Source organism: Streptomyces sp. NRRL WC-3742, from assembly GCF_000720635.1.
Taxonomy (GTDB): domain Bacteria; phylum Actinomycetota; class Actinomycetes; order Streptomycetales; family Streptomycetaceae; genus Kitasatospora.
This window is the reverse complement of the sequence record NZ_JOCF01000097.1, coordinates 1-26823: the sequence shown is the minus strand read 5'-3', so window position 1 is coordinate 26823 and position 26823 is coordinate 1. Positions and strand designations below refer to the sequence as shown.

14 protein-coding genes and 4 pseudogenes are annotated in these 26823 nt (G+C 69.6%); 11 read left to right on the top strand and 7 right to left on the bottom strand.

Features of this window, described 5'->3' with window-relative positions:
• The 3 genes and pseudogenes from IH61_RS0136425 to IH61_RS50455 all read left to right on the top strand — a co-directional run.
• A pseudogene (locus IH61_RS0136425) lies at positions 1-247 on the top strand (amino acid permease); the annotation flags it as partial.
• 849 nt (positions 248-1096) lie between these two features.
• A pseudogene (locus tag IH61_RS50460) lies at positions 1097-1870 on the top strand (right-handed parallel beta-helix repeat-containing protein); the annotation flags it as partial.
• 1576 nt (positions 1871-3446) lie between these two features.
• Positions 3447-3971 carry a hypothetical protein gene (locus IH61_RS50455; protein WP_420714054.1) on the top strand — a complete coding sequence of 175 codons (525 nt, stop codon included), beginning with the start codon at positions 3447-3449 and terminating at the stop codon, positions 3969-3971.
• Positions 3972-4331: 360 nt separating this feature from the next.
• Here IH61_RS50455 and IH61_RS50450 read toward each other — a convergent pair whose 3' ends face one another.
• The 4 genes and pseudogenes from IH61_RS50450 to IH61_RS0136405 all read right to left on the bottom strand — a co-directional run bounded on the left by IH61_RS50450 (position 4332) and on the right by IH61_RS0136405 (position 12459).
• On the bottom strand, positions 4332-4544 hold the full coding sequence (locus IH61_RS50450) for a hypothetical protein (RefSeq protein WP_420714053.1): 213 nt from the start codon (positions 4542-4544) through the stop codon (positions 4332-4334).
• 1930 nt (positions 4545-6474) lie between these two features.
• Positions 6475-7092, bottom strand: a pseudogene (locus IH61_RS50445) (carbohydrate-binding protein); the annotation flags it as partial.
• A gap of 400 nt (positions 7093-7492) precedes the next feature.
• Positions 7493-9358: an alpha-L-fucosidase gene (locus tag IH61_RS0136410; RefSeq protein WP_031077993.1), complete on the bottom strand. Its 1866-nt coding sequence runs from the start codon at positions 9356-9358 to the stop codon at positions 7493-7495.
• 242 nt (positions 9359-9600) lie between these two features.
• A complete protein-coding gene (locus tag IH61_RS0136405; RefSeq protein ID WP_031077990.1) occupies positions 9601-12459 on the bottom strand; it encodes a TIM-barrel domain-containing protein in 2859 nt (952 codons plus the stop codon).
• Between the two features lie 689 nt (positions 12460-13148).
• On the opposite strand from IH61_RS0136405, the gene IH61_RS42060 reads away from it, so the two are divergent.
• Together IH61_RS42060 and IH61_RS47490 are read left to right on the top strand one after the other, a co-directional pair.
• Positions 13149-13781 carry a class I SAM-dependent methyltransferase gene (locus IH61_RS42060; RefSeq protein ID WP_051838636.1) on the top strand — a complete coding sequence of 211 codons (633 nt, stop codon included), beginning with the start codon at positions 13149-13151 and terminating at the stop codon, positions 13779-13781.
• A 54-nt stretch (positions 13782-13835) separates the two neighbouring features.
• Positions 13836-13973 carry a hypothetical protein gene (locus IH61_RS47490; RefSeq protein ID WP_158845698.1) on the top strand — a complete coding sequence of 46 codons (138 nt, stop codon included), beginning with the start codon at positions 13836-13838 and terminating at the stop codon, positions 13971-13973.
• 194 nt (positions 13974-14167) lie between these two features.
• Here the strand turns inward: IH61_RS47490 and IH61_RS0136395 are convergent, their stop codons facing one another.
• Positions 14168-15301 carry an ROK family transcriptional regulator gene (locus IH61_RS0136395; protein WP_031077989.1) on the bottom strand — a complete coding sequence of 378 codons (1134 nt, stop codon included), beginning with the start codon at positions 15299-15301 and terminating at the stop codon, positions 14168-14170.
• A 261-nt stretch (positions 15302-15562) separates the two neighbouring features.
• On the opposite strand from IH61_RS0136395, the gene IH61_RS0136390 reads away from it, so the two are divergent.
• From IH61_RS0136390 to IH61_RS45295, 5 genes and pseudogenes are all read left to right on the top strand, one after another.
• Positions 15563-16858: an ABC transporter substrate-binding protein gene (locus IH61_RS0136390; RefSeq protein ID WP_051838635.1), complete on the top strand. Its 1296-nt coding sequence runs from the start codon at positions 15563-15565 to the stop codon at positions 16856-16858.
• Between the two features lie 44 nt (positions 16859-16902).
• On the top strand, positions 16903-18216 hold the full coding sequence (locus tag IH61_RS0136385) for a Gfo/Idh/MocA family protein (protein ID WP_199823438.1): 1314 nt from the start codon (positions 16903-16905) through the stop codon (positions 18214-18216).
• Positions 18213-18758, top strand: coding sequence for a GNAT family N-acetyltransferase (locus tag IH61_RS0136380; protein WP_051838634.1), 546 nt, complete (start codon positions 18213-18215; stop codon positions 18756-18758). Before IH61_RS0136385 ends, IH61_RS0136380 begins: the two co-directional genes overlap by 4 nt.
• A 94-nt stretch (positions 18759-18852) precedes the next feature.
• Positions 18853-21273: an Ig domain-containing protein gene (locus IH61_RS0136375; RefSeq protein WP_051838633.1), complete on the top strand. Its 2421-nt coding sequence runs from the start codon at positions 18853-18855 to the stop codon at positions 21271-21273.
• Positions 21274-21416: 143 nt separating this feature from the next.
• Positions 21417-22461, top strand: a pseudogene (locus tag IH61_RS45295) (transposase).
• Between the two features lie 86 nt (positions 22462-22547).
• On the opposite strand, the gene IH61_RS0136365 reads toward IH61_RS45295, so the two are convergent.
• The gene (locus tag IH61_RS0136365; RefSeq protein ID WP_051838632.1) at positions 22548-23813 is read right to left on the bottom strand and encodes a M64 family metallopeptidase; all 1266 of its coding nucleotides are present in this window, start codon (positions 23811-23813) and stop codon (positions 22548-22550) included.
• Positions 23814-24102: 289 nt separating this feature from the next.
• The gene (locus IH61_RS0136360; RefSeq protein WP_234327490.1) at positions 24103-25485 is read right to left on the bottom strand and encodes a helix-turn-helix domain-containing protein; all 1383 of its coding nucleotides are present in this window, start codon (positions 25483-25485) and stop codon (positions 24103-24105) included.
• Between the two features lie 234 nt (positions 25486-25719).
• Between IH61_RS0136360 and IH61_RS42050 the strand changes: the two genes are divergently transcribed.
• Positions 25720-26739, top strand: coding sequence for a glycosyl hydrolase 2 galactose-binding domain-containing protein (locus tag IH61_RS42050; RefSeq protein ID WP_031077976.1), 1020 nt, complete (start codon positions 25720-25722; stop codon positions 26737-26739).
• The last annotated feature ends 84 nt before the right edge of the window (positions 26740-26823 follow it).

The window sequence follows — 26823 nt, the reverse complement described above, 5'->3', positions numbered from 1 at the left end:
GATGTTCCTCTACCCCCTCCCCAGCATCATCGCCGCCATCGGCTGGCTCACCGTGTACGGCTACGCCGACAAGGCCAACCCCGACATCCACCCCATCGAGTGGTCCCTCGCCTGGGTCGTCCTCGGCGCCGTCGTCTTCCTCATCTGGTCCCGCGTCGAGAAGGTCTGGCCCTTCGGTCCCAAGGAGGTCCGCGAGCAGTACCTCACCGAACAGAAGGACCACGAACACGCCGACACCCCCGCCTGAACCCACGATCCGCGGGGCCCCGACCGGTCGTACCTCCCCCACCACCGGCCGGGGCCCCGCGTGTCCCACCTGGCACGTGTCCGCCTCCGTTGCCACAGCAGGTCGCGTCCCGGTGGAAGAGCAACCACGACGCCACTGCACGACCGATCAGGACCGCGGTCGCCACCATCGGGGCGGCTGAGCGCCGCCACGCCGAGGTTCCGGCGGACTCCTCGTTCGCATGTGCTCCCTCGAGGAACCGGCAGGACGCCCTGGCGCGGCATCGTCAGCGGAGCAAGGCACAGACAATAGGTGCTCCGCGTGAGGGCCAGGAGCCGCTCGGGGCCGCGAATCCGATGGTCGGGGCCGTCGCGGCGGCCAGGCCCGCGATCCGATCGGACGTCAACTCCTCCTCCATCGCCACGACTTGGCGCCGCGCGCTCGATGGGACGGAAAGCCCGGCGCGAGGCCGGCACCGCCCAGGGGTGCGGCACCGCCCTCGCGCCGGGGCCGGGGTACATCCGACGTTTGACGGACAGGAGTCCGACCGACGTCCCTCCGGGTGCGCGTGCGGCGTCCCCGGCCCGGAGGGAGCGCCGCCGGACCCTCATCTCGGCCGACGCTCGGTACGCACAGAAGCATGGCGGCAACAGCCTGAGGTTTTGATGAGGGGAGACCTCGTACTTGGAATCGGGCTCGACGCCTCGCGCTTGAAATCTCCGGCGCCATTGGCATTGACATACATCCGACCAATACCAATACTCTGCCTCAAGTTAAGGAGCTTGCCGAAAAGATTCGGCTTAAACATCCGAGGACAAGGTGGTGGTGGATGTGATTCCACGCAGTGCGGTCGCGCTGCTGGCGGGCGCGATGATCGCCACGTCGATGGCGGGGGTCGCCCGCGCGGCCGAGGTGACAGAGCTCTACGCCGCGCCCGGCGGTGACGGGTCGGCGTGCACGCTTTCCGCTCCGTGCAGCCTCACGGGTGCGAGGGACAAGGTGCGGACGCTCGTCGAGGGGATGAGCGGCGATGTGGTGGTGAATCTCGCCGACGGCGTCTACCGGCTCAGCGCCCCGCTGAAGCTGACCCCCGAGGACTCCGGGCGCAACGGGTTCAAGGTGGTGTACCGGGCCGCTCCGGGGGCGAGACCGGTCCTCAGCGGCGGGCAGGCCGTGACCAACTGGCAGCAGTTCGACGCCGAGCACAACATCTACCGGGCTCCGGTAGCGCCGGGTACGCAGTCCCGGCAGTTCTACGTGGACGGTGTCCGCGCGGTGCGGGCGCGCTCCGAACTCAATCCCCCCGGGTTCGAGAAGAAGAAGGACGGCAGCGGCTTCACCTCGACCGACAAGGCGTACGCGTCCTGGACCAACCAGACCGACATGGAGATCGTCAGCCGCCAAGCCTGGAAGCACATGCGGTGCCCGGTGAAGTCGATCACGACCAGCGACACGGGCTCGCAGATCGACGCGGTGCAGCCGTGCTGGGACAACACGGGCACACCGAAACGCCCGGACAACTACTTCCCGTACAGCGGGTCCGGCACGGTGGGCATGAGAACCGTTGCGTGGCTGGAGAACGCGCTGCCGCTGCTCGACCAGCCGGGCGAGTGGTACCTCGACCGCGCGGCCGACTACGTCTACTACATGCCGCGCGCGGGTGAGGACCTGGCGTCGGCGAGCACGGAGCTGGCGGTGACGGAGAGCCTCGTGGAGATGACCGGCACGCCCGGCCACCTCGACGTCGTCAACGACAACGACCCGCATGCCGTCTACACCGGCTCCTCCTGGGCCGTGGACACGAACCGGCCGTTCGGCGATGTCGGCGACGACGTGCACGCCACGTCGAAGGACGGCGACGCGGTGGAGTTCTCCTTCACCGGCACCGGGGTCGACGTCCTGGGCGAGAAGGACATCGACCTCGGCGACATCGACGTGTACATCGACGGGCAGTTCGACCGTACGGTCAGCGCCAAGGGCGAGGGGCCCCGACTCGCGCAGCAGGTGGTCTACACCAAAACCGGCCTGCCGAAGGGGCCGCACACGGTGAAGCTGGTGAAGAAGTCCGGCTCGTCCATGGTGGTCGACGCCTTCTCCGTCGTGCCGGAGGCGATCGAGCCGGTGCACGACATCGCGCTTCGCGGCATCGCCTTCAGCTACGCCACCTGGCTCCAGCCCTCCGGGCCCGAGGGCTACGCGGACAACCAGGCCGGGGTGCTCTGGGCGGGCAAGGAACAGCGCATCGCCAAGATCCCCGGTGCGGTCCGGGTGACGCGAGGTCAGCGGATCGAGATCTCCGGGTCCGAGTTCAGCCGACTCGGCGGCACGGCCGTGGAGTTCGGCAACGGCACGCAAGACTCGCAGGCGGTCGGCAACCGGATCACCGACGTCTCCGGTGCCGGCGTGTCGGTCGGCGAGTTCGACGACCACTGGCTCACCGACCCGAACCGCCAGACGGCACGGATCGCCGTGTCGGACAACTACATCAGTCGCATCGGCCGCGAGTACGAGGACGTGGCCGGCATCTCCGCCGGGTACACGCGCAACCTTGCCGTGGAGCACAACGAGATCAGCAACCTGCCGTACTCCGGCATCTCGCTGGGCTGGAGCTGGGGTTGGGACTCGCCCTACAACACCGAGAACAAGCGCCACGGCACCAACTACGCGCAGGGCAACAAGATCGTCGGCAACTACGTGCACGACGTGATGAAGGTGCTCGCCGACGGCGGCTCCGTGTACACCCTCGGCGGCCAGGGCGACGGCAGCGTCAAGTCGGAGCTCTCCGGCAACGTGTTCAGCAAGGGCGGCTCGAAGGCCCCGGGGTCGCAGGGGATCTACCACGACGAGGGCAGCTCGTGGTGGGACACCCACGACAACGTGGTGAGCCAGACCGGCCAGACCTGGCACAACGAGTGGACCAAGTCGATCCACGACATCACGATCCACGACAACTTCACCGACAACGCCCGGGAGGACAAGAACGGCACCGACGTCACCATCACCAACACCACCCTGGTGGAGGACGGCAACTGGCCGCAGCGGGCCAAGGACATCGTCGCCGCCGCAGGCATCCGCGCGCCGTACCGCAACACCGTCCTGCCCACGAACCACCTGATCAACGACGGCGAACTCGCGCCCCTGCTGGCACCGGCCACCATCAGCTACACCGGCGACTGGAGCATCTCCCGCTCCCGGACGTTCGGCCACCTCGCCGAGAGCGATGACGAGGACGACGGTGCCGTCTACTTCGGCGAAATCGACCCACTCCGACACCATCGTCCCGCAGGCCGTCGTCTACCAGGTGTCCGACCTCCCCTACGGGCAGCACACCGTGAAGCTCACCAAGGCCGGAGGCTCGGTGGCCACCATCGACGGATTGCGCCTCGACCGCTCGATCGACCAGGACGACCCGGCGATCAGCTACAGCGGCCCCTGGACCACCTCCGCGAACCGCGGCCTCGGCGACTTCAACGACGACGTCCGGATGACCGCCGAGAACGGCGCCTCCGTCACCGTCCCCTTCACCGGCACCCGCATCGAGGTCCGCACCGAGACCAACAGCGACCAGGGCCAGGTCGACGTCTACATCGACGGCCGCTACCGGAAGACCGTCGACACCTACTCTCCGACCCGGGTGGCGCAGCAGCCGGTGTTCACCGCCGACCTGCTCGACGGTTACCACACCCTGCGTCTGGTGAAGAAGTCCGGCCAGTACCTCGTGGTCGACCGCTTCACCATCCGCTGAACAATCCTTCGGTTACGGTCGAGCTAGACCGTGCCGTGGAACCGAGCCTTCAGGAGCCGGGCCGGGCGACAGATCGCCCGCCGGCTCCTGAAGGCTTTTCCATCGAGCCACTTCCGGGAGCGCGCCGTCCGCCGTTCCGCTCAGCGTAGGTCGCGCTCGCCTCCCGCCCGCGGCCGCAATGATCCGGGGTGGGTCTTCCCGGAGTACGGATCGGCCGGCCCGCCGCCGTCAGACACGCCCTAAGGCCGCGCGTCGCACGGTTTCACGGTCGTGGCGGACCGCTGGCCCGCCCGCCGTACCGAAGGGGCGGTGCCACGGAATCGTCCGTGGCACCGCCCCTTCGGCTTTGCTGAGTGAGGTTCAGCGGATGGTGAAGCGGTCGGCCACGAGGTACTGGCCGGACTTCTTCACCAGACGCAGGGTGTGGTAGCCGTTGGGCAGGTCGTCGGAGGTGAACACCGGCTGCTGCGCCAGGCGGCCGGCCGACGAGGCGTTCACGGTCTTCCTCAGGCGGCCGTCGATGTAGACATCCACTTCGCCCTGGTCGCTGTTGGTCTCGGTGCGGACCTCGATGCGGGTGCCGGTGAAGGGGACGGTGACGGAGGCGCCGTTCTCGGTGGTCGCCCGGATGTTTGGTGAGCTTCACGGTGTGCTGCCCGTAGGGGAGGTCGGACACCTGGTAGACGACGGCCTGCGGGACGATGGTGTCGGAGTGGGTGTCCACCGTGCCGACCGCGTCGTCGTCGAGGGAGACCGTCAACTTGCCCTGGTCGCTGTTGCGTTCGCCGAGGACCTGGATGCCGGTCCCGGTGAAGGTGATGCTCGCCGAGGCCCCGTCCTTCGACGTCAGGTGGACGTCGCCGTTGACGTCGCCGAGGTCGCCGCCGATTTCGCCGAGGTTGGCGGAGGAGCCGTCGTCGTCGGCGGGGCGAGCGGCGAAGTCCCGGGAGCGGGCGATGCTCCAGTCTCCGGTGTAGGTGATGGTGGACGGTGCCAGCAGCGATCCGAGTTCACCGTCGTTGACCAGGTGGTTCGCGGGCAGGACCGTGTTGCGGTACGGCGCGCGGATGCCTGCGGCGGCGACGATGTCCTGGGCGGCCTGCGGCCACCTGCCGTCCTCCACCAGCGTGGTGTTGGTGATGTCGACGTTGGTGCCGTCGTTGGCGAACCTCCCGTCGTCGGTGAAGTTGTCGTGGATCTTGATGTCGTGGATCGACCTGGTCCACTCGTGCGTCCAGAGCTCGCCGATCTGGCTCACCACGTTGTCGTGGGTGTCCCACCACGAGCTGCCCTCGTCGTGGTAGATCCCCTTCGCCCGCGGGTCCTTCGAGCCGCCCTTGCTGAACACGTTGCCGGACAGCTCCGACTTGGCATTGACACCGCCGCCGCCCTGGCCCCCGAGGGTGTACACGGGGCCGCCGTCGGAGAGTACTTTCATCACGTCGTGCACGTAGTTGCCGACGATCTTGTTGCCCTGCGCGTAGTTGGTGCCGTGGCGCTCACCCATGTCCTTGTTGTTGTAGGGCGAGTCCCAACCCCATCCCCAGCCCATGGAGATGCCGGAGTACGGCACGTTGCTGATCTCGTTGTGCTCCACGCTCCCGTTCCGCGTGTAGCCGACGGAGATGCCCGCGCAGTCCTCGAACTCACGGCCGACGGCGCTGATGTAGTTGTCCGACACCTTGACCCCTGCCGTCTGGCGGTTCGGGTCGGTGAGCCAGTGGTCGTCGAACTCGCCGACCGACACACCGGCACCGGAGACGTCGGTGATCCGGTTGCCGACCGCCTGCGAGTCCTGCGTGCCGTTGCCGAACTCCACGGCCGTGCCGCCGAGTCGGCTGAACTCAGACCCGGAGACCTCGATCCGCTGACCGCGGGTCACCCGGACCGCGCCGGGGATCTTGGCGACCTGTCGCTGATTGCCCACCCAAAGCACCCCGGCCTGGTTGTCCGCGTAGCCCTCGGGCCCGGACGGGTGGAGCCAGGTGGCGTAGCTGAAGGTGAGACCGCGAAGCGCGATGTCGTGCACCGGCTCGATCGCCTCCGGCACCACGGAGAAGGCGTCGACCACCATGTTCGCGCCGGACTTCTTCACGAGCCGCACGGTGTGCGGCCCCTTGGCCAGGCCGGTCCTGCTGTAGACCACCTGCTGCGCCAGACGCGGTCCCTCGCCCTTGGCGCTGACGGTGCTGTCGAACTGCCCGTCCACGGACACCTCGATGTCGCCGAGGTCGGAGTTCCGCTCGCCCAGGACGTCAACGCCGGTGCCGGTGAAGGAGAACTCCACCGCGTCGCCGTCCTTCGACGTGGCGTGCACGTCGTCGCCGACATCGCCGAACGGCCGGTTCGGGTCGGAGGTCCAGGAGCCGGTGTAGACGGCCCGGGGGTCGTTGTCGTTGACGACGTCGAGGTGGCCGGGAGTGCCGGCCATCTCCACCAGGCTCTCCGTCACCGCCAGCTCCGTGCTCGCCGATGCCAGGTCCTCACCCGCGCGTGGCATGTAGTAGACGTAGCCGGCCGCACGGTCGAGGTACCACTCGCCCGGCTGGTCGAGCAGCGGCAGCGCGTTCTCCAGCCACGACACCCTCTCCATGCCCCCCGTTCCGGACCCGCTGTACGGGAAGTAGAAGTTCGGCCGGTTCGGGTTGCCCGTGTTGTCCCAGCACGGCTGCACGCCGTCGAACTGTGAGCCCGTGCCGCTGGGCTTGATCGACTCCACCGGGCACCGCATGTGCTTCCACGCGCGGCGGCTGACGATCTCGACGTCCTTCTGGTTGGACCAGGAGGCGTAGTCCTTGTCCGCCGCGAGGAAACCGCTCTTGTTGAACTCGAACCCGGGGGGATTGAGTTCGGAGCGCGCCCGCACCGCGCGCACACCGTCCACGTAGAACTGCCGGGACTGCGTACCCGGCGTGACCGGGGCCCGGTAGATGTTGCGCCCGGCGTCCCACTGCTGCCAGTTGTTCACCGCACGCCCGCCGCTGAGGACAGGCCGCGCCCCCGCAGCGGCCTGGTACACCACCTTGAACCCGTTGCGCCCGGAGTCCTCAGCCGTCAGCTTCAGCGGCTCACCGAGCCGGTAGACGCCGTCGGCGAGATTCACCACCACATCGCCGCCCATCCCCTCGACGAGCGTCCGCACCTTGTCCCTCGCACCCGTGAGGCTGCACGGAGCGGAGAGCGTGCACTCCGACCCGGAACCCTCCGGCGCCGCGTAGAGATCCGTCGCCCCCGCCGCCTGCGCGACACCGGACACCATCGCGGCCGTCACAACACCAGCCGCCAACGTGGCCACAGCACGCCACGACACATCCACCACCACCTTGTGCTCGGATGTTTCACATGGAATTTTCCCGAAAACCCAGGGAATCTGCCCAGAGCTTTGGCTATTGATCGGATGTCTGTCAATAGTCGCGACACGTGAAGGACACATCCCTGGAAAGAAGCTCTCCGCCCCGCGCACCTTCGAAGGCCGACGCCGACGCTGACCCGACGCCGTCGCCGTCGCTGTCCCCGTCGGGTCAGCGCGCGTACACCTCGACCTCGGCCAACGACAGGGCCGTTCCGTTCGCCTCCAACTGGACGCGGACGAAGCGGCCCCGGCCGTTCAGCTGCACGCCGCGGCTGTTCCCGGCAGGCCCGTCGATCCGGACCGCTGTCACGTCGGGCGCGGTGCGGGATTCAGTCAGGTTCCCGGAGGTGAACTCGGTGTCCGACGTCATGACCCAGCAGTTGCTGAGCCGCAGGCTCTCGGGATTGTCGGTCCGGTTGTACAGCCACACCTGCCCGATGTCGGCCGACGTACCGAGATCGACCTGCCACCATGCCTCGTTCGCGTCCTCGGCGGTGTGCGTGGTGGTGCCGGCCGACCAGGCACCGTCGGTGTTGCCGTCGACGGCGCGCTCGGGCACACCGCCGTAGGCGGTCGAGTGCTGCTTCACGGGCCTGCCCTTGGCGAGGTTCGTGCCGGACGCCTTCTGGGGCTCCCACTCGATCGCCCTGCGCGTCGCGTACTCGACGGTCAGCGGCCGGTCGACGGTGAGTTTGAGGACGAAGTCCGGCGCGGTCTGGTCGAAGCCGCTCAGGTCGACGAGCAGGTCACCCTTCGCGTCCTCGGTGAACGGTACGGAGCGGTCGTCGAAGGTCGTGATCGAGTTCGCCTTCGCGTTCAGGCAGGGAAGCCGCAGCTTGCCCGCCGACTGGCTCTTGGTGAGGTGCACGAAGATCGTGTCGCCGCGGTAGGTCGCCCCGCCGAACTCGGCCGGCCGGTACGGCCCGCCACGCGTGCCGACGATCGTCTCCCCGTACGTGGCCATCCACTCGCCGACCCGGCCCAGCGTCGTGGTGACCTCGTCCTCCAGGTAGCCGGTCTTCATCGGCGGCACGTTGAACAGCAGGTTGCCGCCCCCGGTGGCGGTCGCGACGAGGGTGGCGACCACGGTCGAGTAGTCGGACTTGGGCTGGTCCGGCTGCCAGGACCACTTACCCGGGGTGACCGTGATGCAGGACTCCCACGGCCGGATCACGTCGAAGCTTCCGACCCGCTCCTCCGGCGTGTCGTAGTCGCCCGCCAGGGTGGCCTGCTTGGGCTCGAACCCCATGGTGGCGTAGGCGCGGTCGTTGACCAGGATGCCCGGCTGCAGGTCCCGCGGGACCGTGAGGAGGAGCGGCGGGCGGAACGGCGACATGTCCGTGAAGGGGATGTGGTCGTACCAGAGGAAGTCGACCTTCCCGTAGTCCGTGAGCAACTGCCGGAGGTGCTCCGTCATGTAGCCGAAGTAGGTGTCGTAGTCGCCCTTGACGTAGTCGGGCTGGGTCCAGTCACGGCCGGAGTAGTACAGGCCGAGCTTGAGGCCCGCGGCTCTGGTGGCCTCGGCCACCTCCCGGGTGAGGTCCCGCCCCGAGCGGCCCATCGGCGTCTGCGCGTGGTCGGGGTAGGCGGAGCGGGTGACGTTGGCCGTTCGGAAGTTCGGGTACCCGTCGTGGTGCTTGGTCGTGAAGACCAGGTAGTTCATCCGGGCGGCCTTGGCCGAGGCGACGAGCTTGGCCGCCCAGTCCGCCTCGGGCAGGAAGTCGCGGTAGGCGACGTCGTAGACCGGGTCGGACTTCACCGACGGATCCTTGTACTGGTTGCCGGGACCCTCCCCCGCCCGGTAGGCGTTGCGGCCCCAGCCGATCTCCCGGCCCACCACGGACGACGGGTTGAAGTGCACGAACATGCCGAACCGGAGCGAGGCGAGGATGTCGCCGGCGTTGCGCGGGTCCAGGCTGCTGACGGCGCCGCCGCTCGCGGAGGCGGTCCGGTCCTGCGCCGCGCCGTCGGCCGCCGCCGCCGCGGAAGATCCGATCGCGGCGATGACGGGCACGCCGAGGATGGCTCCGAGCACTCCGCGGCGCCCGGGTCCTCGGCGATCGGAGGGGTCCGGTAAGGCGTCGAGGGGTCGTTCGTCTGACATTCAGTTCTCCTGTGGGTTTCCCGGGTTGCGGACGGGTTTTCCTGGGTTGTGGACGGCGAGTCGGGGCCGGGAGGAGCGGGCGGCGGGCGAGCCGCAGGGGCCGCAGCCGCCCGCTGCCCCTGGTCGTCACGCCGGGGCGGCGGGAGGACCGCACGCGGTTCGACAGACACGCCCTAGCCGTACGAGACCGTGGTTCCGGCCGAGGTGGGCAGCGAGCCGGTGGTGACCGTGTACTCCTGCTTGTCGGCGTCGTAGGAGGTCGAGGACGGGGCGGCCCCGTTGACGCTGACCTGGGTCGGTTCGGCGGTCACGTGGTGGAACTTCACCGTCCAGGTCCGGTTCGCCACCATGCCGTCGAAGGTGCCGGCCGCCGGGTCGATGGTCAGGGTGTGCCCGGCGTCGCGGTAGCTGATCCGGGTGGTGGTGGACGGCGCCGGGTTGGCCGGGGTGGTCTGGCTCTTCCCGTCGTCCTCGTACAGGCTGAACCGGCCGTCACCGCCGGTCGCCACGTGGACGGTCACCTGGGACAGCGGCTTCGCGTTCGCGCTGTCCACGTCGTCGGTGCGCATGGTCAGGATGCCGCCGTTGCGCAGGAACACCGGCATGGTGTCCAGCGTCGTCTGCACCTCGTGGTTACCCGGCCCGGTGTACGTCCTGCCGGTGAAGTAGTCCGTCCACGACCCCGGCGGGAACCACACGTTGGTGGTCACCGTCCCGGTCCCCGGCGTGGTGACCGGGGCCACCAGCACGTCGTCACCGTAGGTGTACTCCGTCGGGTTGGTGTACGACTCCTCCAGCTTCGGCCAGTTCAGGTAGAGCGCCCGCGCCATCGGCAGACCGTCGGTGGTCGCCTGCTGCGCCAGGGTGTAGGTGTACGGCACCAGTTCCTCTCGCAGCCGCAGGAACTTCTCCGCCGAGTCGGCCGCCGCAGGCGATTCGTACTTCTTGTACTTCGCTTCCGAGATCGCGCGGTACTCCCACGGCAGCCGGTGGCCGTGGTCGGAGTGCAACCGGTCGATCGGCTGGAACGCGCCCAGTTGCACCGAACGCGCGTACAGGTCGGGGTCGTCCCAGCCGGCCTCGGCGTTCGCGGAGTTCTTGCCGTACCCGCCGATGTCGTGGCTGACGTACGGCAGGCCGATCCCGGCGCCCAGGACCGTGGTGTACTTCGCTTCGAAGGCGAGCATCGCCCAGGTCGGGTCGATGTCCATCGTCTGGTGCATCACGTACCGGTGCTCGGCCCAGCCCCGCGAGACGCCGGGGGCGAACTCCCCGTAGTAGGAGCCGGTGCTGCCGATCCGGGCGAAGGTGTAGGCGCGCTGGCCGAGCGCGTTGCCGTACGCCTGGTACCGGGAGGAGTTGTAGGTGTCCGGGGAGACGTCGACATCGGGCGTGCCGGTCTCGCCGTCGGAGCTGTCCAGCCACCACAGCGGATGGCCGTAGTTGTCGTCGATCTTCCGGTGGAGATCGAAGTACGCCTTCTCCTGCCTGGCATCGCGCAGGTTGAACACCTTGCAGGGCGTCTCGTCGCCGTCCCCGCAGGTCACGTCCTTCAGGGAGCCGCCGGCCGTGGCCAGTGTGGCCTCGAGCTGTTCGTCGGCCGGGTACTTCCCTCCGTCGCCCGTCCCGATCGCGGCGTGGACGTTCAGCACCGGTTCCAGCCCCTCGGACTTCTCCCAGTCGAACAGCGCCTTGGGGTCGGGGAAGTACTTGGAGTTGAACTCCCACCCCGCCCAAGGGCTCGGCGACTTCCAGTCGGTGTCGGTGACCAACTGGTCGAGCGGGACCTTGTTCTTCCGGAAGGCCGGGAGCAGGTCCTTCTGGTAGTCGTCCAGGCTGTACTCCGACCAGCGGCTGTACCAGACGCCGAACGCCGAGCGGGGCAGCAGCGGCGCGGGCCCCGTCAGGTGGCGGAAGTCCTTCAGCGCCTGCTTGTAGTCCGTGCCGTAGCCGAAGAGGTAGCCGTCCTGGTAGGGCTGGTCGCCGTGGCCCGGGCGCGGGTCGACCGTACCGTCCGGCTTGATCAGGCCGGTGTCGGTGTCGTCCAGCACGAACCAGCCGTCGCGCGACAGGATTCCGTCGGCCACCGGCGCGGGGCCGGCCAGCAGGTCCAACGAATTGCGGTAGCCGCCGAGGTTGTTGGACTTGGCGGGAGCCGGGTAGGACGCGCCGAGCGGCGTGACGGCGATCGAGTCGATGTTGCTCTGACAGGTGTCCTCACCACAGGAGAGGGACAGCTTCGAGGTCCCGGCGCGCAGGGTGACCGCGGTGGTGGAGACCTTCCAGGAGTCCCAGGTCGAGGTGGGCGGCAGCTTCACCTTGGTCTCGTCGCCGTTGACCTTCAGGGTCACGGTGCGGTCCGAGGTCTTCTCGACCCTGATCTCGTCCTTCTCCTCGAATCTGAGGTCGGCGTTGGTGTAGCGGATCTGCACGGCGTACTGGCCGTCCGCCGGAACGTTCGCCACCTCCCACTTGACCGAGGCGCCCTGCCGCTCGAAGCCTCCCACGTACCCGTTGCCGGTGAAGCCGTCGGAGAAGTTGAGAACCTGCTTGGTCGTGGAGTCGGGCTTGCCGGAAATGGTCGCGTCGCCGTGCAGGGTCAGCCCTTCGGCCTCGCAACCGGTGCCGAAGTCACAGGTGCTCGGGAAGCTGGGGGTGACGTCGGGAGCACCGTTGCCGAGTTCCAGACGCAGGTTGGCCGCGTTGAACGAGCCGGAGCCCTGCCGGTAGCGGAGCGTCAGCGCCGAGGTCCTGATGATCCGGTAGCCGTCGACGACGGAGGTGGTGAACTCGGTGGCGGGCATGGACCGGTTGACGGCGTTGAAGGTCGGCCGGTCCTGGAACGCCCCGTCGCCCGCGTACTCCAGCCGGATCAGCGTGGGCGACTCCACGGTGAACCGGGCGTTGCCGTCCACCACGGGCCCGCTCGGGTCGGCCGCGTGCGCGGCGCCGGTCGAGCCGACGGGCACGACCAGCCCGATCGTGGCCAGGACGGCGGCCCATGCCACCCTCGGCTTGATTGATCTCTTCATGACGTCCTTCCTGGGACCTGATTTCCTGAGGTCTCGTACGGCCGGTCCGCGCTGCGGGCACCGAGGCGGTCGCGCGAGGGCTTGGTGGGGGCGCCCGGGGCAGCAGAGCTCCCAGGGCCGGTGCGCAGCCGGTCGTCCCACGGTCGGGGGCGTCCGAGGCCGGCTGGTGCCGCAAGCCCGCTGGACGTTCGAACCATCGGGTGCGTCAAGACAGTTGGCGAGGCCCGCACCGCCGCTCGGTCACCCGGCGGGGTCCGGCTGCGCCGGACGGAGGCAGGTAGGCGTCTCCCGCGTGGAGGAGCGGAAGCAGGCCCTTGACGTGCACGGCATACCCGGTGGACGGACGGGAAGCCTTGCGTGAGGAGTGGCTGCGAGTGGACCGCTGAATCTGGTAACGCAGCTTAACTATTTCCCTACATCAGCACAACGGGCAATGCACCGGCATCAATACCGGCGTCCGGCGCGGCCGCGCCCTGGCGGCGTCCATGCCCGGGCGCTCCGCGGGAGCACGTGATTTCACGAATTCACGAGCACGCACCGAACGCACGACCCGAGGGGCCGGTAAAGGTGGCGAACGCCGAACCAGGGTGCTGGACTTGGCACACCTCGGGTGACGTGACGGAAACCCCTGGGTCCGCACGGGCAGGTCTGACACACACCGGCCCGACCCTCAAGAGGAACCTTCCCGCATGAGCGAACACCACCAGCCCACCACCGACGACGTCGCCGCGATGTACGACCGGCTCACCGACCTCTTCGTCCAGGCACTCGGCGGCAGCATCCACCTCGGCTACTGGGACCCGCCCGAGGACCGGACTCCCATCGCGACCGCCGCCGCCCGGCTGACCGCGCTGGTGGGCGAGCGACTCGCTGCCGCCCCCGGCGACCGACTGCTCGACATCGGCTGCGGAACCGGCCTGCCCGCCCTCCAGCTCTCCCGGGCACTGGACGCCACCGTCACCGGCATCACCCTCAGCACCCGCCAGCGCGACCTCGCCCTCGCAACCGCCCGGCAGCACCCGCACCCCGACCGGGTCGACTTCCAGCTCGCCGACGCGATGCACCTGCCCTTCGCCGACGCGTCCTTCGACGGCGCCTGGGCCATCGAGTCCCTGCTCCACATGTCCGACCCGGGCGCCGCCCTCCGCGAGGCCGCCCGGGTCGTCCGGCCCGGAGGCCGACTGGTCATCGCCGATGTCTGCCTGCGGACCTCCCCCGCAGGCGACGCAGAACACGCCGTGGACGCCACCGCCCGGATCTTCCAGGTCGCCCGCTTCCTCCCCGTCGCCGCGTACGAGCCGATGCTGACCGGCGCCGGCTGAGCCCTGCAGGACCTCACCGACATCGGCGAACACGTCCGACCGGGCTACGCACTGGTGAGCCACCTGCTGGTCGAACTCGCCCCCGCGGCCGGGCCCATCGGCAGCCAACTCGCCGCCGGCGCCGCCGCACTCGACGCCTTCGCCGCGCTGCCGGCCGTCGGATACGTCCTCGCCACCGCGCAGCGCCCGTGACCCGGGCCTCACCCGCTGCCAGCTCACCAGCCCCGGTCTCCCGCCGCAGCCTGGAGCAACTCCGGCACGACCTGCCCGTCATCCTGCGCGGTGTCCGCGAACGACCCAACTCCCCTGCCACCAGGCTCGCCTGACACGTCTCAAGGTTTCCCGTGGCTACGGGCAGCACCGGCCTCGTCGGCGTTCGTCCGTGCCTACAGCACGGCGGCCAGCCGGGCTGACTCGGTGTCGAACAGGTCGTTCTCGACGTGGTCCAGGGCGAGCCGGACGGCGCCCAGGGCGACGGCGTCGTGGTCGAGGGTCGAGGGGCGGATCGGGATCGAGAAGAGGGTCTTGGCGTCGAGGCGGCTCTGGAGCGGGTCGATCAGTGTCCGTCCGGCGCGGCTGAGTCCCCCGGAGAGGATCACGCATTCGGGGTCGACGGAGAGCACGACGGCGGCGATGCCGGTGGCCAGGTGTTCGGCGAGTTCGTCGATCCGGGCCTGGGCGGCGGCGTCGCCGCCGAGGGCCGCCGTCACGGTGGCCTCGCGGTCGTCCGGCCAGGCGGCCATCGCACGCAGCGCGTCCTGCCAGCGGGATTCGGCCAGTGTGCCGATCTCCCCGGCGGCGCCGTGCACGCCGCGCAACAGCCGCCCGTCGAGAAACACGCCGGCGGTGATGTGGCGCCCGGCGACGATGTTGACGAAGTTGTCCGTACCCCGGGCCGTACCCAACCAGTGTTCCGCGAGCGTGGCCAGACGGGTGTCATTGCCCACCACGACCGGCACTCCCGGAATCGCCGCGAGGTCTTCGGCGAGAGCGCGGCCCTCGATCTGGGGAAGGCGGGTACTCCGGACCACCCGCCCGGCGTGGTCGACGATGCCGGTGGTGGCGGCACCCACGGCCATCACGTCGCGACGGCGGACGCCCGCGGTGCGAAGCATCGCGAGCAGCGCCTCGCGGGCCGCGGCGATCCGGTCCTCGGCCGGGGCGTGGGGATCGAGGTGGCGGCTCAGCCGGGTCCGCTCGGCTCCGCGCAGGTCGACGAGCAGCATGCTGACCTCGTGGACCGCCAGGTCGACGCCCACCACGTAGCCGGAATCGCCGCGGAAACGGTAGCGCTTGGCCGGACGGCCGACCCGGCGCTGGTCCTCGACCTCCGGCACGACCTCCTCGGCGAGCCCCGCGGAGACGAGGGCGACCGCAGCGTCCTCCGCCGTGTTGCGGGAGACGCCCGCCTCCGCCGCCAGATCCCGCAGCGTCAACTGCTCCGCGCCGTGCAGGGCCCGCAGCACCGCCACCGTGTTGATCTTCTGAATCAGCGTTCGATCGCCACCCGCCGGCTTCATCCCGCTCCTGCCCCACCTCTTGACAGCGCCCCAGCACGCTTGCAGACTCACGCTACCAGTTATTTTATTCAGTGATTCAAAAAATAGTCGCTGATGGGTTCCGAGTCGCGACTCCCCATCGGCGGTCGAGTCGTCGCAGGTTCCGGACGGCCGAGTCCCTCAAGCAATCGACTGGTCTCCACCTGAAAGCCGTGCCCGGAGCCCTGGGCCGTCCGATCTCAGGAGTGACCGGAGCAACCCCACCGTGAAAGGCAGGCCACCGTGCGCACCAGAGCGACGATCCTCGCGACCGCGGTCGCGACAGCCACCGCGCTGGCGCTGTCCGGCTGCGCGGCCGGCGGCGCCTCCGCCTCCGGCGACAGCGCGGACGGGAGCGTCACCCTGACGTTCCTGACCTTCGAGACGCCCAACCTGACGGCGAAGTACTGGGACGACTCGATCGCCCGGATCAGCGCCAAGGTTCCGGGGGTCAAGATCAAGAAGCTGGTGTCGCCGAACGCCGACTACACCGGATACGCCAAGCAGCTGCTGGCCTCCGGCCAGCTGCCGGATCTGATGATCGCCGTCACACCGACGGACTTCGTCAAGGCCGGTGCCCTGGCGCCGTTCTCGGACGACCAGCTGAGCGGCTTCGTGGACCCCATGGCCGGCGCGATCAACGGCAAGAGCTACCAACTGCCCTGGAACACACAGGCCATTCCCCAGGTGTATTACAACAAGGACGACTTCGCCAAGGCCGGCATCGCGAACCCGCCGACCACCTGGGCGGAGTTCCTCGCCGACTGCGCCAAGCTCAAGGCCGCCGGCATCACCCCGATCGAGATCGGCGGCGGCGGCACCGACACCTGGGCCGACCAGTACCCTCTGATCGCCGCCGTCAGCACCGACCTGGTCTCGGCGAATCCCTCGTTCGAAGCGGACCTCGTGGCCGGCAAGGCGTCCTTCACCGACCCCCGGTTCGTCGCCGCAGCGCAGAAGGTCGCCGACCTGGCGTCCAACGGCTATCTGGACAAGGCGGGCCTGAGCCGCAGTTACGACAACACCGAGCAGGCGTTCCGCGACAACAAGGCCGCGATGTACCCGATGGGCAGCTGGTTCCCCTCCTCGGCGGACAACAAGCCGCCGTCGTTCCCGGTCGGGGTGTTCAGCTGGCCCAGTGACAGCGGCAAGGCCCTGATGCCGGTCGTCACCGGCGGTGGGATGGAGGTCAGTGCCAAGACCAAGGACATCGCGTCAGCCCAGAAATGGGCGCTGGCGTTCTGCACCGACAAGGACAACCTCGACGCCCTGGCGAAGGCCGACGGCGAGTTCATGACGGTCAAGGGCTACACCCCGCCGACCACCCTGGGCCCCGTCTACCAGGCCGGCTACGACCTGTACCACCAAGCCCGGACGACGAACGCGACGGTCAACGCCTTCGCCTCCGGGGACACGTTGCCCTCCGGTGTCGTCGACGCCATGCAGAAGGCTCTCGTCGACCTGATCAACGGGGGTACGAGCCCCGCGCAGTTCGCCCGAACGCTGCAGGACTCGCTCAGGAAGAACACCGGCGGCTGACGGCCGGCCGGCACCGTCGGTACTGATTCAGGGAGGGGAACCTGTTGAACACCATCCTCGACGGCGGGGTCGCCGAATTCGTCTCCGGCGATCTGAGCGGTCCTCTGAACCGCCCCTTGACGTTGGCGATCCTCGGCGCCGGAGCCCGTGGTACGGCCTACGCCGAACTGGCTGCCCGAAGGCCCGCGGTGGCACGGGTGGTGGCGGTGGCCGAGCCGCGTACGCGGGTGCGCGAGGACTTCGTCGCCCGGCACGGCATCGATTCGGCGCTGAACTTCGCCGACTGGCGTGACCTGCTCGGCCGCCCGCGTCTGGCCGACGTGGCGGTGATCGCGGTGCTGGACGCCGATCACGTCGCCGCGGCGGTCGGCCTGGCCGATCTCGGCTACCAGATCCTGCTGGAGAAGCCGATGGCGACCACCGAGGCCGACTGCGAGGCCATCGCCGCCGCGGCGCGGCGCAACGGCACCGCCCTGGCGTTGTCGCACGTCATGCGCTACACGCCCTACACGGTCAAGCTCAAGCAGCTGCTGGCCGAGGGCGCCATCGGCCGGACCGTCTCGGTGCAGCACCTGGAGCCGATCGGCTACTACCACTTCGCGCACTCCTTCGTCCGGGGCAACTGGCACCGCGAGGACGAGTCCGCCCCGCTGCTCCTGGCGAAGTCCTGCCACGACCTCGACTGGATCGCCTACGTCGTCGGGGACAGGGTGCGGCGGGTGTCCTCGTTCGGGTCACTGACGCACTTCCGGCCCGAGGCCGCGCCGACCGGCGCCACCGAGCGGTGCCTCACCTGTCCGCTGCAGGACACCTGTGCCTACTCGGCGACCCGGCTGTACCGCACGGGCCTGCGTGAGGGCGGCACCAAGCAGTACTTCGCGAGGATCATGACCGCCGGTGCGTTGACCGAGGACGCCGTCACCGCCGAACTGGCCGAGGGGCGGTACGGGCGCTGCGTCTACCACGCGGCCAACGACGTCGTGGACCACCAGGTGGTGAACCTGGAGTTCGCCAACGAGGTGACCGCCTCGTTCACCCTGACCGCGTTCACCCCGCTGGAGAACCGCCACACGAAGATCTTCGGGACCCGTGGCCAACTCACCGGCGACGGCCGTCACATCGAGATCTACGACTTCCACACCGAGACCCGCACCGTCCACGACACCTCGCTGGACGGCTCCTCGGCTGCCGAGGGCCACGCCGGCGGGGACGCGGCGATGTTCAACGCCTTCCTCGACGCCCTGCACGGCGCCCGCCCCGAACTGATCGTCTCCGGCATCGAGGCCAGCCTGGCCAGCCACCGGGTCGTCTTCGCCGCCGAGCGTGCCCGTCGCAGCGGAACGGTGGTGACCCTGTGAGCGACCCCGTGAGTGAGCGGGCAACTTCCGACGGCCCGGTCCTGGAGACCGAACGCCTGGTCCTACGGCCCTTCACCGAGGCGGATCTCGACGAGTACGCCGCGATCATGGCGGACCCGAAGGTGACCCGCTTCCTCGGCCCGGGAACACCGCTCACCCGCGAACAGGCGTGGGAGAGCCTCGCCCTCCTCGCCGGCCACCAGTGGATGCGGGGCTACACCCACGAGGCGGTGGTGGAGAAGGCGACCGGGCGGCTCCTCGGCCGGGGCGGGCTGTGGAACGCCGAGGGCTGGCCCGGCCCGGAGGTCGGCTGGATCCTCGGGCAGGCCGCCTGGGGCCACGGGTACGCCACCGAACTCGGCACGGCCTGGCGGGACTTCGCGTTCCGCTCCCTCCGCGCACCGCAGCTGTTCTCGGTCATCCACCCGGACAACACCGGCTCGATCCGGGTCGCCGAGCGGATCGGCCACCACTACCTGCGCGACATCGGGATCACCGGGATCCGCTGTCTGCTGTACGGCCAGCTCAACCCCGGCCACTGAGACCCGCACCACCGTGCGCCCGTGGCCCGCACCCACCGATCGGCGCATGTCATCACCCAGGAAGGTTGTCGCTCCCTACCGGAAAGGATCACTGATGTTCCACGTCACCAGATCGGCGCGGCTGGCCGCGTCGGCCGTGGCCGCAGCACTGGCGGCCACGACGCTCACCGCTGTGAGCGCACCACCCGCTGCGGCGGAGATCGGCCCGGACGGCTCCGGCGGAATCGCCGTCGACGCCGGCTACCTGCACCTGAACCTGAGCTCGACGGGCCTGGTCACCGCATTGACCGACCTGCGCAGCGGGAAGAACTACATCGCGACCGGTCAGGGCACCGCCCCGCTGGTCAGCCTGATGGTCGGCGGCCGGCAGGTGACACCGCAAGCGGTGACGCTCAACGGCGGCACGCTGGTGTTCACCGGCTCCGGGGGGTTCGAGGTGGACGTCGCCGTCCAGGACATGACCACGTACACCACCTTCACGGTCACCAAGGCCACCGCACCGGACGGCGGAGACCTGCAGACGCTGCTGTGGGGGCCAGTGCCCACGAACATCACCCGGACCGTCGGAGAGGCCGTCGGCATCGTCCGCGACAGCGACTTCGCCATCGGGATGAAGCCGCTGACCGACCGCACCGAGGGCGGATGGCCCCGTGAGGAGCGGAGGACGACCATCGGCTGGCAGAACCAGGTCGCTCCCGACCCCTACAGCCTCGGTGACCAGATGGAGCAGTGGAGCGTGGGGGCCAGGACACCGTGGGGCTCGCTGTTGCGGGCCTACACCTTCGACTACACGACGCGGCGCAACCGTGTGACGAACCACGATGCCGACGAACCTGACCTCGTCGTGCCCGTCGGCCCGCTGCCGAACGGTCAGGGCAGCGTCGTCGGCTCGAAGGTCGCCCTGTTCGGCACGGCTCCGGACCTGGCACCGACCGTGCTCTCGAACATCGCGAAGGGCCAGGACCTGCCCTACCCGACGATCAACGGGCAGTGGCAGAAGACGGCCCAGGCCACGTCCCAGACGTTCCTGGAACTGGCCGACCTGAACACCGACACGGTGGACACCGCCGCCGATCTCGCGAAGGCCGGCGGGATGTCCATGATCTACCACCTGGACTCCACCGACGGCCCCTGGCAGAGCGACGGCCACTACGAGTTCAACCGCGACTTCGGTGGCAACGACAGGGCCGCGACCGACCTGGTGAACAGGGCCGCGGCCAAGGGCGTCCAGGTGGGCACCCACACCCTGTCGGACTTCATCAGCCAGGAGGACCCCTACGCGAAGGGGGTGGCCAGCCCCGATCTCGCCTACGGGGAGAGCACCGAGTTGACACGGAGCCTCACCGCCGACGCTGGGACCGTCTACCTCTCCAGCTGCGATCCGCTGACGGCTTCCGAGAAGAACTACCTGAGGATCGACGACGAGGTCGTCGAGTACTTCGCCAAGAAGTTCCGCAAGGTCGGTGACGAATGCGAGGTCACCGGGGTCAACCGTGGCTGGTTCTACTCGACGGAGAAGGCCCACACGGCGGGCACGACGGTCACCCGGCTGCTGGGCAACGAATACGGCGGCGCCGTAGGCGGCCTGAACATCATCAACGCCATCGCCACCCGCTTCGCCTCCATCTGGAACACCACCGGGATCAAGAGCATGTCGTTCGACGGCCTGGAGTCGGCGTCGGATGCCGGTTGGGGCAGCTACGGCTTGGCGAGCCTGGTCAACGGCACCTTCCGCCGGCAGAGCAGCAAGGACGGCCTTCTGTCCAACACCAGCCGAGAGGGAACGAGCATCTGGGACGGCATCTCCCGGCCCAGTTGGGGCGAGTCGGGCGACATGGCGGAGATCGACCGCTACAACGTCTACTACCGGGCCAACTACCTGCCCGGAATGATGGGCTTCATCGGCCTGGGCGGCAAGACGAAGCTGCCCGTGCTGGAGGACATCCTGGCTCGCGCCGCCGGATGGAACGCCGGCATCGAGTTCCGGACGCGGGTCTCCGACCTGGCCGGCGGAGCCAACACCAAGGCCCTGCTGGAAGCCGCCAAGCAGTGGGACACGGCGCGCAACCTCGGCGCCTTCACCCCCGCGGAGCTCGACTCCTTCCGGGACCGGTCCACCAAGTGGCACCTGACCGTGGTCACCCCGGGGCAGTCGTGGTCACTGCAGCAGACGGACGCCGACGGCAACCCGATCGGAGCCCCGCAGTCCGTCGTCGCCCCGACCCCGGAGTTCACCACCACCGAACTTCCGCCCCTGACGGCCGGCAGCCTCTACGAGGCGCGGGTGAGCACCAACACCCCGCAGACCATCCGCTACAGCGTCACCGGCGGAACGCTGCCGGACGGGCTGACGCTCAACGCCGACACGGGCGGCATCACCGGCGTCCCGGCCTCCTCGGCGCCGGCCACCTTCACCGTCACCGGCACCGGCGGCGCACAGAACGGAGTGCAGACCGCCGACGCCGTACGGACGTTCACCATCGCCTCCTCGGACACCGGTCGGGTCACCGGCTGAGCCGCCTTCTCCCGAAACCGACAGGGCCCGGCTCCCCGGGTGCGGGATGCTGTTGGCGAATGTGATTGATTGACTGCGGTAGGTGACGTCGGTCTTCGAGACTTGTCTCGGAGGCCGACGTTTCGCTGTTGTGGGGGTGCGGGTTGTCAATGCGAGCGGGTGCGCTTGGGGAGGTCCCGGCTGAGACCGTGCGGGTGGCGAGGGCGGCGTTCCCGAGAGGGAGTGTGGCGATCCGGGTCCGGGACGAGCTCGGAGTGCTGTTCGAGGACGCGGACTTCGTGGCGCTGTTCCCGGCCCGGGGCAAGCCCTGCCTGGGCGCCGGGCCGACTGGCCGTGGTGCTGGTGCTGCAGTTCGCGGAGGGCCTGACCGATCGGCAGGCCGCACAGGCGGTGCGGGCACGGATCGACTGGAAGTACGCTCTCCGGCCTGCCGCTGGAAGATTCCGGGTTTGACCACTCGGTGCTGTCGGAGTTCCGGGATCGGCTGGTGGCGGCCGATGCCGGTCGGGTGCTGCTGGACGGCATCCTGGTGACGGCGAGGGAACGCGGCCTGGTCGCCGGCGGCGGCAAGGCCCGCACCGACTCCACGCATGTGGTCGCCGCCGCCCGGTCGCTGAACCGGCTGGAGCTGGTCGCCGAAACGCTGAGGGCCGCGCTCAACGCGGTGGCCATGGCGGATGCGGCCTGGCTGGAACAGGTAGCCGACCCCGAATGGCTGCAACACTACGCCTCACGCGTCGACGATGCGCGGCTGCCCAAGTCCCGCGCGGGACGCACCGAAACCGGCGAACGGATCGGGACCGACGGGATGTGCCTGCTGAAAGCCCTGTCCTCGCCCGACACGCCGGCCGGGCTGCGGGCATCAACTCCCCCAACGGCAAGCAGCGTGAGCTCAGCCTGCGGCCCCGCGAGGAGTATCTGGCCCTCCAACAGGCCCGCGCCATCCAGGCCACCGATGAGTGGAAGGCCCGCTACAAGATCCGCGCCGGGGCCGAGGGCACCGTCTCCCAGGCGGTCCACGCCTGCGACCTGCGCAGATCCCGCTACTACGGCCTACCGAAGACCAGCCTCCAACACCAGCTCACCGGTGCCGCGATCAACCTCATCCGTATCGACGCCTGGCTCACCGACACACCCCGAGCCCGCACTCGGACCAGCCCACTGACAGCACTTCGCCCCGTCGCATAGCGACGGGGCGAAGCAACCGGGCCCGAATTAACCAACAGCATCCACCGACGGTGCCGGGCCCTCTCAGCGGTCGGCGCCCGGCCGGTTCAGGGGGTGTCGTAGGTCAGGGTGTAGGAGCCGGCACCGGTGACGGAGCGGACCAGGTAGGTGTAGTAGCCGTCGGCGCCGCCGTACGACAGCCGGCCGTCGGCACCGCTGGTGGCCACGGTCTGCCAGGCGCTTCCGTTCCACGTCATCAGGTCCAACGCGAACTGGGCGCCGGCGGGTGCGGCCAGACACGCGCGGTGCGTGCCTGCCGCGGCGTAGAAGCTGCCGCCGTCGGGCTGGTAGGCGCCACCGCCGCTGGTGAGGCTTCCCGAGCGGGTGTTCGCCTGAGCGGCGCAGCCGGAGCTGCCGCCGCTGATCCTGGAGCCGATGGCGCGGTCCATGGCGGCCAGGCTGGGGAGGTTGAACGGCTTGTCGAGGCTGCGCATCAACGAGTCCGACGAGGGCCGGTAGATGCCGTACTCGTACTGGCTTCCGCCGAGGTAGGCGCCTATCACCCCTCCGTCGGGGGTCGAACGGCCGAGGTAGGAGGCCCACTTGGAACCGCCGGGGTCCCTGGTGACGTTGGGCTGGGTGGGCTCGTCGCCGGTGTAGGTGGTACCCGGCGTGAAGTACTCGTCCGCCAGGCCGCCGACCGAGTGGCCGAGTTCGTGGATGGCGATGCGTCCCGACCGGGGGTCACCTCCGGAGACGGTGGAGAGGCTGGGATAGCCGGCCCCGCCGTACTTGTAGGTGTTGCCGACGGCGACGATGGCGTCCACGCCGGGGGCCTGCGCGGCGTACGCCTGGGCCTTGGACTCGTTGAGGCAGAGCAGGCGCTCGACGCCGCCGCAGAAGAAGTACATGCCGAGCGCGGTGTCCCGACTGATGCCCTGGGAGGGGTCGTTGCTGACGCCGGACTCGTTCGAGACGACGTTGACCAGCCAGACGTTGATCGAGCCGGCGTACTTGCGCCACGGATCGGTGGCGGATATCTCGGCCCACTTCTGCTCGGCGTGCCGGCGCAGCAGGCCCATCTCACCGGCGGTGTAGCCGTCGCCGAGGATGACCATGTTGAAGCGGGTGCTGGCCGGTCCGGTCTCCTGCAGGGCCACGACACTGGTGGCGGCCGCGGCCCGGAGGTCCTCGCTCTTCGGGGCGATCTTCGGCTCGACCGGTATCCGGACCTTGCTGATCGTGCCGTCGGCGGAGAAGACCTCTCGCCATTCCGACGGGGTGGCGGGTGCCGCGTTGCCTGCGGGGGCCGCAACGAGAACTGCCGCCAGTACGGCGGCTGCGGAGAGCAGAGCGGACACTTTTCGACGCATGAGCGTCTCCTTGTGGCGTCAGGCCGGCGGGTGCGGGAAGCAGTCGGCGACTGCGTCGACCGGCCGGTTCAAGTGGGGGTGCTGCGCACGGAGTTCAGCGGGCAGGGCAGGGCGGAGCCGGGCCAAGTGGGTGGGGGATCGGCCGGGCCGCCCGGGCGGGGCATGCCTGGAACCCGGAGCGGATCCAGGCGCATAAGCAGTGAAGTAACTTTACTTATGCGAGTACTTAAGCTAGGGGAGCCGCCGGAGCTTGGCAAGCCCCTTGTCATGACCAGGCGGGCGGACCGCGCTAGAAGGGCTTGGCGGGGGCGGGTCCGAGGGTGGTGGTGCCGGGTGCGGACCGGTGGCCGAGGCCCGTCCGGTACGCGTCGAGGGCGGCCTCGACCCGGCCGGTGCGGCGCAGGAGGTCGCCCAGGAGGCGGCAGACGTCCGCCAAGTCGCCTGCGGCGCCCGCGTGTTCGAGCTGACCGAGCGCCATCGTGTAGTGCTCCTCGGCCTGCTGGTCGGCCCCGCGCCCTTCGGCGATGAGGCCGAGCAGCCGGTGGGCACCGGCCGCGTGAACCGCCCCCTTGTCCGCGCCGAGACCCGCCAGGGTCTGCTCCAGCAGGGCCTCGGCCTCCGCATCCTTGCCCTGACGGTGCAGAACGTCGGCCAGTTCGACGCCGACCTGGTGGACGTAGAGGGTGGCGTGCCGGGAGGCGAGCACGTCGCGCGCGGTGCGCAGGGCGGTTTCGGCCTGGGGCAGGTCGCCGCTCTGGGCGAAGACGTAGCCGCGCATCCAGTGGCAGTGGGCGAGTTCGGTCCGGATCTGCAGCTGCCGGTAGCACTCGGCGGCCTTCAGCAGCGAGGCATCGGCCTCCGCGGCCCGGCCTTCGGCGAGCAGGGTCCGGGCGACGCCGCGGTGCATCCTGGCGACCAGGGCCGGGTCGGAGACCTCCGGGGCCAGGGCGAGGGCCAGCTCCGCCGCCTGCGCCGCCCGCGCGTGCGCCCCCATGTCCATGTACGGGGCGATGAGCGCCGTGTAGAGCAGGACGAGCACCTCGGGGTCGCGGAGCCCGGCGGCGTTGAGCTCGTCCAGCGTGGACTCCAACAGGTAGCAGGCGTACCGCAGTTCACCCGCGAGAAAATGGGTGAGGGCACGACCGCGGATCGCCGGTACGCGGTGGGTCAGCGGCACGCCCGCCCCGGCCAGGACGCCCTCCCCCGCCTCGAAGTAGCCGCGTGCCCCGACGAGCTCCCCCGCCTCCAGCGCGCACTGGCCGAGCCCGACGAGAGCGGCGCCGTGCTCGGCGGCCAGGCCGTGCCGCTCGGCATCGGCCGCGACCGCGGCGTACCCGGGGACGGCCTCCTCGGGGTCGCCGGTGGCCAGGGCCCGCTGCGCCTCGGCCAGGCGCATCCGCAGCTCGGTGGCGAGGTGGGCCGGGCGGCCGCTGGAGAGCTCCTCGTACGTGCAGCCCAGGCGCTCGGCGATGTGCCGCAGGGCCTTCTCCGAGGGCTGGATCTTTCCGGCCTCGACGGTGGAGATGTAGGCCGCCGTGTAGGCCGGCTCAGCCACCTGACGCTGCGTCAGGCCGAGTTCGGTGCGCAGGCGGTGCACGCGGTGCGCCACGGACTCCACACCCGTCACCGCGCCGGATTCCGCCGCATTCCTCGGGCGTCGGTCCATGGCCATCGGCACTCCCCTCTCCCTCGGCCCACGCTGATCCGCCGGCGTCGGCCAGGCGGAGCTTGATCGTCAGCGTATTCCCTGAACGGTTCATCGGGAGAATCCCTGCCCGCGAGTCAGCCCCGGCAGAATCCCTTGACGGGGCATGAGTAAAAGAGATTAACTTTCTCCACCCGGCGGACCTCCCTCCCCCAGCACGCAAGACACCCCCCATCTTGCTCACCCTTCCAGGAGGCCCCCATGGCCTTGCACGGAAAACTCGTCAGCCGCGGCAGCGCGGTGTTCATCGCAGGGGTCCTGGTCGCGGCAGCCGCCGTTGGCACGACCCCCTACCGCGCCCGGGCGGCGGCATCCCCCACGGTGGCAGCGGTCGCCGCCACCACGGTCCCCGACGCGGCCGGCTCGACCACCGCCCTGACCGGCTTCGCCCTCCAGTCCTCGGCCAAGGTCACCGACACCCCCGAGACCATATCCAGCCCCGGCTACCAGCCCACCGGCTGGCACCCGGCCGGCGCCCGCTCCACCGTCTACGCCGCCCTCGTCGCCGACAGGACCTACCCCGACCCCTTCTACTCCGAGAACATGAAGAAGCCCGACCCCAAGGACTTCCAGGTCCCCTGGTGGTACCGCTCCGACTTCACCGTCAACGACACCACCGCCCACAGCTCCCTGAACGTCACGGGCATCCTGTCCGCCGCCGACGTCTACGTGAACGGCACCCGGGTCGCCACCGCCGACCGGATCGGCGGGATGTACCCGGTCTACGAGCTCGACGTCACGCCCTACGTGCGGGCGGGGCTCAACTCCGTCGCCTTCCGCGTCCAGCCCAACGACCCGGGCAGGGACCTCACCACCGGGTGGATCGACTGGGCGCCCGGCGCGGCCGACAACAACATGGGCCTGTCCCAGGACATCACCGTCCGGCGCACCGGTGCCGTCGCACTCGACGACGCCCACGTGAGCACCACCGTGGCTCCTTCCCTCAGCTCGGCCGAGCTGACCGTCAGGGCCAAGGTGCGCAACGACTCCACGCGTGCCGTGACCACCACGGTCAGCGGCACGATCGGCGACATCGGCTTCGGCAGGGACGTCACCCTCGCTCCCGGCGAGACCCAGCAGGTCACCTTCGCCCCGGCCGACACCCCGCAGCTCGCGCTCACCGATCCGAAGATCTGGTGGCCGGCCGGCATGGGCGACCAGCCGATGTACGACCTGCGGCTGACCTCGACCGCCGGCGGTGCGGTCAGTACCTGTGTCTGAACCCCCGGTTTGGGTAGCCTGGAGCCCTAGCCTGGGCTGGTGTCCGAGGACAGCGGGCCGGTTGGTGAGCGGTGGTGCGAGGAC